This window comes from Arthrobacter sp. AL12 (genome assembly GCF_029960645.1).
Taxonomy (GTDB): domain Bacteria; phylum Actinomycetota; class Actinomycetes; order Actinomycetales; family Micrococcaceae; genus Arthrobacter.
In genome coordinates, this window is record NZ_JASBQY010000027.1 from 18,926 (window position 1) to 27,057 (window position 8,132).

General features: G+C 69.8%; 4 protein-coding genes. All 4 read left to right on the forward strand.

Annotated elements, in window-relative coordinates:
• The first annotated feature begins 133 nt into the window (after nucleotides 1-133).
• The 4 genes from QK291_RS18490 (at nucleotide 134) to QK291_RS18505 (ending at nucleotide 7,949) form a co-directional block, all read left to right on the forward strand.
• The gene (locus QK291_RS18490; RefSeq protein ID WP_282384281.1) at nucleotides 134-1,225 is read left to right on the forward strand and encodes an acyl-CoA desaturase; all 1,092 of its coding nucleotides are present in this window, start codon (nucleotides 134-136) and stop codon (nucleotides 1,223-1,225) included.
• Nucleotides 1,226-1,458: 233 nt separating this feature from the next.
• Nucleotides 1,459-2,421, forward strand: a complete 963-nt coding sequence (locus QK291_RS18495) for a quinone oxidoreductase (RefSeq protein ID WP_282384282.1) — start codon at nucleotides 1,459-1,461, stop codon at nucleotides 2,419-2,421.
• 175 nt (nucleotides 2,422-2,596) lie between these two features.
• Nucleotides 2,597-6,520 (forward strand): Pls/PosA family non-ribosomal peptide synthetase, encoded by a 3,924-nt coding sequence (locus QK291_RS18500; protein WP_282384286.1) that lies wholly within the window; start codon nucleotides 2,597-2,599, stop codon nucleotides 6,518-6,520.
• A gap of 43 nt (nucleotides 6,521-6,563) precedes the next feature.
• The gene (locus QK291_RS18505; RefSeq protein ID WP_282384283.1) at nucleotides 6,564-7,949 is read left to right on the forward strand and encodes a M1 family metallopeptidase; all 1,386 of its coding nucleotides are present in this window, start codon (nucleotides 6,564-6,566) and stop codon (nucleotides 7,947-7,949) included.
• Nucleotides 7,950-8,132: the final 183 nt, after the last annotated feature.

Genomic DNA, 8,132 nt, shown 5'->3' on the forward strand with positions numbered 1-8,132 from the left:
CACCCCCTCCAATCGTTCCGATCCGGGAGGGCAGTGTAGTGCCGGGCGTATGCTTGGTATAGGGTGACCCCCAATCTTGCAGTCCGAGTGTCGGGCGCAGCGTTGCCCGTTACAGTTTCGAGGCACGCGCTACATGACCCTCACCACCGCCACGCCGGAGCGACCGAAATCCCGTATCCGGCAGCCGAACGCCGTCGTCCTCAGCTACTCGGAACTCCTGAAAACCGTCAAGGCCGCAGGCCTGCTGGAACGCCGCGTCGGGTTCTACATCACGGTGTTCTCCGTTCTGGTCCTCCTGATGGCCGCCACGTGGGTCGGCTTCGCGCTGATCGGTGACAGCTGGTTCCAGCTCCTCATCGCCGCAGCCCTGGGCGTCCTCTGCACCCAGCTGAGCTTCCTGGCCCACGAGGCCGGGCACCGGCAGATCTTCGCGTCCCGCCGGGCCAACGACTGGGCGGCCCGGCTGCTTGCCACCTCGGTCGCCGGGATGAGCTACTCCTGGTGGGAGCAGAAGCACGGCGCGCACCACAACCACCCCAACGTGATTTCGAAGGACCCCGATATCGCCACCGGCGCGATCGCCTTCTTCCCGGAAGCCGCGGCCACCCGGCAGGGACGGTTCTCCTTCCTCACCCGCAAGCAGGGCTGGCTCTTCTTCCCGCTGCTGTTCCTGGTGGGCCTGGGCCTGCAGATCGATTCGGTCAAGTTCGTCTTCCAGCGCGCCAAGGTCACGCACCGCTGGGTTGAAATCCCGATCCTTGTGGTCCGCCTCAGCCTGCTGCCGGTGCTCGCGTTCACCTTCCTGCCCTGGGGCATGGCGCTTGCGTTCATCGCGGTCCAGCTCGCCGTCTTCGGTTTCTACATGGGAGCCTCCTTCGCTCCGAACCACAAGGGCATGCCGGTCCTGCCGGCCGACAGCCGCGTGGACTTCTTCAGCCGCCAGGTCCTGACGTCCCGGAACATCTCCGGCGGCCGCTTCATGGACATCCTGCTCGGCGGCCTTAACCGCCAGGCCGAGCACCACCTCTTCCCGGACATGGCCCGGCCGCAGCTCGACAAGGCCGCCGTGATCGTCCGCGAGTTCTGCGCGAAGCACCAGGTTCCCTACACCGAGACCACGCTGATGCAGTCCTACGGCATCATCGTCCGCTACCTCAACGACGTCGGCCTCTCCGCCGGACGCCATTTCGAGTGCCCGATGGCAACCGTCACCCGCCGCTACTAAGCTGCGGCGCGGTTCCACGGAGGCCTCGTGCCCGGCCATGATCTGCCTGTTTGACCCGAAGTGACGGCCGTTTAGCGGCCGTCACTTCGTCGTTGGCGCCCGTGTATCTAGGATGGGTGCAGGTTAGGGGCCAGGAACTCCGGGCCCCGGAAGTACTCAGTCCGGAAAATTCGGCCGGAAATTCAGCCAGGAAGTTCATTGCGGATCTTCCTGCCCAGGCAAGGAGACACAGGATGCACGCAATCGTCGCCCGCGAGGCCGGGGGTCCCGAGGTCCTCACGCTCGCCCCGGTGGGGCGCCCGGTGCCGGGTCCCGGCCAGCTGCTGGTGAAGGTCGCCGCCGTCGGGGTGAACTTCATCGACACCTACAAGCGCAGCGGCAGCTACAAGGTGGCCTATCCCTTCACCCCCGGCTCGGAGGCCTCGGGCACGGTGGAGGAACTCGGCGACGGCGTGACCGGATTCTCTCCGGGCGACCGGGTCGCCACGGCCGAAGGCATCAACTGCTATGCCGGCTACGCCCTGATCGATGAGGACAAGGCGCTGCCGGTCCCCCGCGGCGTGGATGACTTCACGGCCGCTGCGCTGCCGCTGCAGGGCATCACCGCGCACTACCTGATCAATTCCTCCTTCAAGGTCGAGCCCGGCCATACCGTGCTGCTGCACGCCGGCGCCGGCGGCGTCGGACTTCTGCTGATCCAGCTGCTCAAGGCCCGGGGCGCGCGCGTCATCACCACCGTCTCCACCGGCGACAAGGAACAGCTGGCCCGCGGGGCCGGCGCCGACCACGTGCTGCGCTACGAGGGCTTCGCCGCCAGGGTGCGTGAACTGACCGATGGGGCCGGCGCGGACGTGGTGTACGACGGCGTCGGAAAGGACACCTTCGACGGTTCCCTCGAGGCCCTGCGCATCCGCGGCACGTTGGTGCTCTTCGGTGCCGCCTCCGGGCCGGTGCCGCCGTTCGATCCGCAGCGGCTCAACGCCGGGGGCTCGCTGTACCTGACCCGGCCGACGATAGGCCACTTCCTGCGCAACGCCCAGGAGCGCCGCTGGCGTTCGGACGAGCTCTTCGCGGCAGTCGCCGGTGGAAGCCTCAAGGTCCGGATTGGCGCCCGCTACGACCTGGCGGAAGCCGCCCAGGCCCACGATGACCTGGAGCAGCGGCGCACCACCGGCAAGGTCATCCTGGTTCCGTAGCTCCTGCCGCCCGACGGCAGGGGGACACATCGGGAAAAGAGCGTGCGAACGACCGGCCGGAGGCGGAGTATTAACACAAAGCGAAGCCGGACACCTTCCGTTCACCTAGGCCGGAGAAGATCCCCCTGTGACTGAGCAACAACAGCAACCCCAACGCAACGGCCTTCCGCAGGCGATCGCCACGGTCAGCCCGGTCTTCCTGGCGCAACTTCCAGGGTCACTGGCCGCACCGCCCGAGCGGACCCTGATCGACATCCTCCACGACTCGGCCAGGCGCTTCCCGGATGCCTCCGCGCTCGACGACGGCCACCAGTCGCTAAGTTATGCCCAGCTGCTGTCGGCGGTCCGGGCCAAGGCACGGGAGCTGCACCGGGCGGGACTGGGCGCCGGGGACAAGATCGGCGTCCGGATTCCCTCCGGCACCAACCAGCTCTACATCGCCATCCTGGCTGTTCTCCTCATCGGGGCGGCATACGTCCCGGTCGACGCCGACGACCCGGAAGAACGCGCCCGGCTGGTGTTCGGCGAAGCCCAGGTCGCCGGAACGGTGCGCGCCGCCGGGGAGATTGTGAGCGAGGGTTCCCGGCCCCGCCCGTTCCCGGACCCGCGGCTGCCCGGCCCGGATGACGACGCCTGGGTCATTTTCACGTCGGGATCCACCGGAACCCCAAAGGGCGTCGCCGTGCAGCACCGCTCCTCGGCGGCCTTCGTCGACGCCGAGGCCCGGCTTTTTCTCCAGGACGAACCGGTGGGCCCGCAGGACCGTGTCCTGGCCGGGCTGTCGGTGGCCTTCGACGCCTCCTGCGAGGAGATGTGGCTGGCCTGGCGGCACGGCGCCTGCCTGGTCCCGGCACCGCGGGCCCTGGTCCGGACCGGCATGGACCTCGGCCCCTGGCTGATCAGCCACGGCATCACCGTGGTGTCCACCGTGCCCACCCTTGCCGCGCTCTGGCCGGTGGAGTCCCTGGAGAGCGTCCGGCTGCTGATTTTCGGCGGCGAGGCGTGCCCGCCGGACCTCGCCGAGCGGCTCGCCGTCGAAGGCCGTGAGGTCTGGAACACCTACGGCCCCACCGAGGCCACCGTCGTCGCCTGCGCTGCGCCGCTGGGCGGTCCCGGACCGGTCCGGATCGGCCTGCCGCTGGACGGCTGGGACCTCGCCGTCGTGGACGCCGACTCCGTGCCGGTCGCAGAGGGGGAAATCGGCGAACTGATCATCGGCGGCGTCGGCCTGGCCCGGTACCTGGACCCGGCCAAGGACGCCGAGAAATATGCCCCCATGCCCTCGCTCGGCTGGACGCGCGCCTACCGCTCCGGCGACCTGGTCCGCTACGAGGCCGCGGGGCTGATCTTCCAGGGCCGCGCCGACGAACAGGTCAAGCTGGGCGGCCGCCGGATCGAGCTGGGTGAGATCGACGCCGCCCTCCAGTCGCTCCCGAATGTGGCCGGCGCGGCCGCAACCGTGCAGACGACGGCGGCCGGCAACCAGATCCTCGTCGGTTACCTCTCCCCCGCCGGCGGCCGGGAGATCGATCTGGCGGCCGCCCGGGAGCTCCTCGGCGAGAGCCTGCCGGCTCCCCTGATCCCGCTGCTGACCGTGGTCGATTCGCTGCCCACCAAGACCAGCGGCAAAGTCGACCGGCATGCGCTGCCGTGGCCGCTGGCGGGGGCCGGCGCCGCCGATGCCGCCGCGGCCCCGCTGAATCTCCCGGACGATGCGGCCTGGATCGTGGAGCAGTGGAGTGCGGTGCTCGGCGGCGCCGTGTCAGACCTGGACGCAGACTTCTTCGCCTACGGGGGCGGGTCCCTCGCCGCCGCGCAGCTCGTCTCCGCCCTTCGCGTGCGCTACCCCACCATCACGGTGGCCGACATCTACGCCACCCCCCGGGTCGGGGCGCTCATTGACGCCGCGCGCCAGTCGTTGCCCGAGGGCGGCGCGGGCCCGGCCCCGGAACGCACGGTCCGGCGCACCGCCCGCAAGTCACAGGTCTTCCAGACCCTGATGGGCGTTCCGCTGCACATCCTGGTCGGCATGCGCTGGCTGACGTACCTCATGGCGGCGAACAATCTGCTCTCCGCCCTCGCCGGCTTCGCGGCGGCGCCCACGGTGTCCTGGTGGTGGGTGGGCGCCTCCTGGCTCGTCTTCGTCAGCCCTGCGGGCCGGATGCTGGTTTCCATCGCCGCCGCGCGGCTGCTGCTGCGCAAGGTGGTGCCGGGGACCTACCCGCGCTCCGGCCGGGTGCACCTGCGCCTGTGGCTGGCCGAGCAGATCCAGGACCTGGCCGGCGCGGTGAGCCTGGCCAGCGCGCCCTGGGTGCCGTATTACGCCCGGGCCCTGGGGGCGAAGATCGGCGACGACGTCCAGCTCCACTCGCTGCCGCCCGTCACCGGCCTGCTCTCGCTCGGCAGCGGTTGCAACGTCGAGCCCGAGGTGGATCTGTCCGGCTGGTGGATCGACGGCGACATCGTCCACATCGGCGCCATCCGGATCGGGCCCGGCGCAACGGTCGGCGCCCGCAGTACACTGATGCCCGGGGCCACGATCGGCGCCGGGGCCCGGGTGGAACCCGGCTCGGCCGTGCTGGGCAAGGTGAAGGCCGGGCAGCTTGTCGCCGGCTCCCCGGCCGAGCGGCGCGGCAAGGCCAAACACTCCTGGCCGGAGCCTCCGCCGGAGCACCGGCTGATCGGCCGGCTCTGGTTCGCCGGATTCGCCACCGCCTCGGCCGTCCTGGCCCTGATTCCCTATCTGTCCGCCGCCGCCGCGGCCCTCGTGGTCTTTGCCTTCATCCGCGGCAGCGCCTCGCTGACCGCTACGCTGCCGCAGCTGCTGCTGTCCCTGCCGCCGGCGGCCCTGGTCTGGTTCCTGTCCAACCTCGTGCTGATCCTCCTCACCACCCGGCTCCTGGGGCTGGGGCTGGCCGAAGGCTACTACCGGGTGCGCAGCAGGATCGGCTGGCAGGTCTGGGCCACCGAGCGGGTCCTGGACCTGGCCCGCGACCTGCTCTTCCCCATCTACGCCAGCCTCTTCACGCCCGTCTGGCTGCGCCTGCTGGGCGCCAGGATCGGCAAGAACGTCGAGGCCTCCACGGTCCTGCTGATCCCTAAAATGACCACCGTGGGCGAAGGCGCATTCCTGGCCGACGACACAATGGTGGCCTCCTACGAGCTCGACGGCGGCTGGTTGCGGATCGCCCCCGCCAAGATCGGCAAGCGCTCCTTCCTGGGCAACTCCGGGATGACCGCGGCCGGCCGCAACGTTCCCAAGAACTCCCTCGTGGCCGTGCTCTCGGCAACTCCCGCGAAGGCGAAGTCCGGGACATCCTGGCTGGGCAGCCCGCCGGTCCGGCTCCGGCGCACCGCCATCGCCTCCGACGACACGCGGACGTACCAGCCGCCGCTGAGGCTGAAAATCGCCCGGGCGCTGTGGGAGCTGTGCCGTTTTGTTCCCGTCGTGGCGACGGTCGCGATCGCCGCCGGAGTCCTCCTCGCCTTCGACTGGCTCGCCACGGTCTTCAATTACGGCATCGCCGCGCTCCTTAGCGGAGTGGTCATCCTGCTCGCCGGGGCCGCCGCAGCCGGCAGCGCCGTCGTCGCGAAATGGCTGCTGGTGGGGCGCATCCGGCCCGGCGAGCACCCGCTGTGGAGCTCCTTCATCTGGCGCAACGAGGTCGTGGACACCTTCATCGAAATGGTCAGCGCGCCCTGGTTCGCGCGCTCGGCCGCCGGGACCCCCGCCCTGGTCTGGTGGCTGCGGGCCCTCGGCGCACGGATCGGCGCCGGCACCTGGTGCGAGAGTTACTGGCTTCCCGAGGCGGACCTCGTGACCCTGGGCCGGAACTCCACGGTCAACCGCGGCTGCGTGGTCCAGACCCATCTCTTCCACGACCGCGTCATGAGCATCGACACTGTTACGCTCGATGACGGGGCAACGATGGGACCGCACGGAGTCATCCTCCCGCAGGCCCGGATTGGCAAGGGCGGCACCGTGGGCCCGGCATCCCTGGTGATGCGGGGTGAGACGGTGCCCGCCGCGAGCTACTGGATGGGGAATCCGGTGAGCCCGTGGGGCGGGCCGGCGTTGCCGGCTCCCAAGCCAAAGTAGCCCCGCGCTGTTCGTCCTGCACCTGCAATCCCGAAAGCCGGTTATGAGTCCCAGACCCCTGAGCCCCGCGGCCCCGGCGGGCGCCGGGCGAGGCCTGCCCGCCGACGATGCGGCCGGCTCCCCCGACCCCTACCTGCCGGGCCATGGCACGGATGCCTACCGGGTGACCCGCTATGAACTCGAGCTGGACTACAAGCTCAGCAGCAACCGCCTGAACGGACGCGCGGTGGTACACGCCGTGACGCAACGCCCCACCTCTGCCATTGTGCTGGACCTGACCGGTCTCCGGGCCACCAAGATCCAGCTCAGCGGGCGGAGGGTGCGGAAGTTCAGCCAGCGCGCCGACCAGCTCGTGGTCGTCCCCGATGCCGGCCTGCTGCCGGGTGAGGAATTCACCCTGGACATCCGCTACGAGGGCAACCCCACACCCCGCCGCGGGCTCTGGGGCGAAGTGGGCTGGGAGGAACTGACCGACGGCGTCCTCGTGGCGGGCCAGCCCAACGGCGCACCGTCCTGGTTCCCCTGCAACGACCACCCGCTGAACAAGGCCAGTTACCGGATCTCGGTGACCACTGATGCAAACTACCGGGCCGTCTGCAACGGGATCCTGATCGCCCGCACCAGCCGGTCCAGCCGCGAGACCTGGGTCTACGAGCAGTCCGAGCCCATGGCCACCTACCTAGCCACAGTCCAGATCGGCCGCTACGAGCTCCTGACCCTCAACCCCGTCACTGCGGCGGCGCAGGTGCCCCAGTACGCGGCCGTCCCTTCGGCGCTGGCCGACGCGGCCCGGGCGGGACTGGCACGGCAGCCCGAGATGATGCGCACCTTCATCGACTGCTTCGGCCCGTACCCCTTTGCCGAGTACACGGTCGTCGTGGCGGGCGACGAGCTCGAAATCCCGCTGGAGGCGCAGAGCCTGTCCATCTTTGGCCCCAACCACCTGGAGCACCACTGGGACTCGCAGCGGCTCATCGCCCATGAGTTGTCCCACCAGTGGTTTGGCAACTCGCTGACCGCGGCCTCGTGGAAAGACATCTGGCTGCACGAGGGGTTTGCCTGCTATGCCGAGTGGATCTGGTCCGAAGCGGCCGGCGTCATGACAGTGGCGCGCCGGGCGGCCAGCGCGTGGCGGAAGCTGAGCGCCGGCAAGCAGGACCTGCTCGTGGGCGACCCCGGGCCGGAGCTGATGTTCGATGACCGGGTGTACAAGCGCGGCGCCCTGGCGCTGCACGCCCTGCGCCTGCGCTGCGGGGACCTGGCATTCTTCTCCCTGCTGCACGAATGGGCCAGCCAGAACCGGCACGGCTCCGTCTCGACGCCCCAGTTCATCCTCACCGCGGACCACGCGACCGGCCTCGACACTGAGGCGCTGCTGCACCCGTGGCTGTACCAGGAGGCCCTGCCGCCGCTGCCGCTCAGCGGCTAGCGCAACTTGGCTGGACTGCCACCCTGAATCGACGTTCAGCCTGCCGTTCAGACGGATTGGATCAGGAAGGATTCCGGGTACGGACCACCGGAGCCCGGTGGCCAGCAGGGATCGTCCGTGTTCGCGGCAGGGAATTCGTGCCCGGAAGTGAAGTGGTCCCAGTCCGGGAAGGGGTCCGGCGGT

Excerpts from the sequence above, each read along its gene's own strand:
- QK291_RS18490 (WP_282384281.1), top strand. The coding sequence starts at position 134 with ATGACCCTCACCACCGCCACGCCGGAGCGACCGAAATCCCGTATCCGG.
- QK291_RS18495 (WP_282384282.1), top strand. The coding sequence starts at position 1,459 with ATGCACGCAATCGTCGCCCGCGAGGCCGGGGGTCCCGAGGTCCTCACG.
- QK291_RS18505 (WP_282384283.1), top strand. The coding sequence starts at position 6,564 with ATGAGTCCCAGACCCCTGAGCCCCGCGGCCCCGGCGGGCGCCGGGCGA.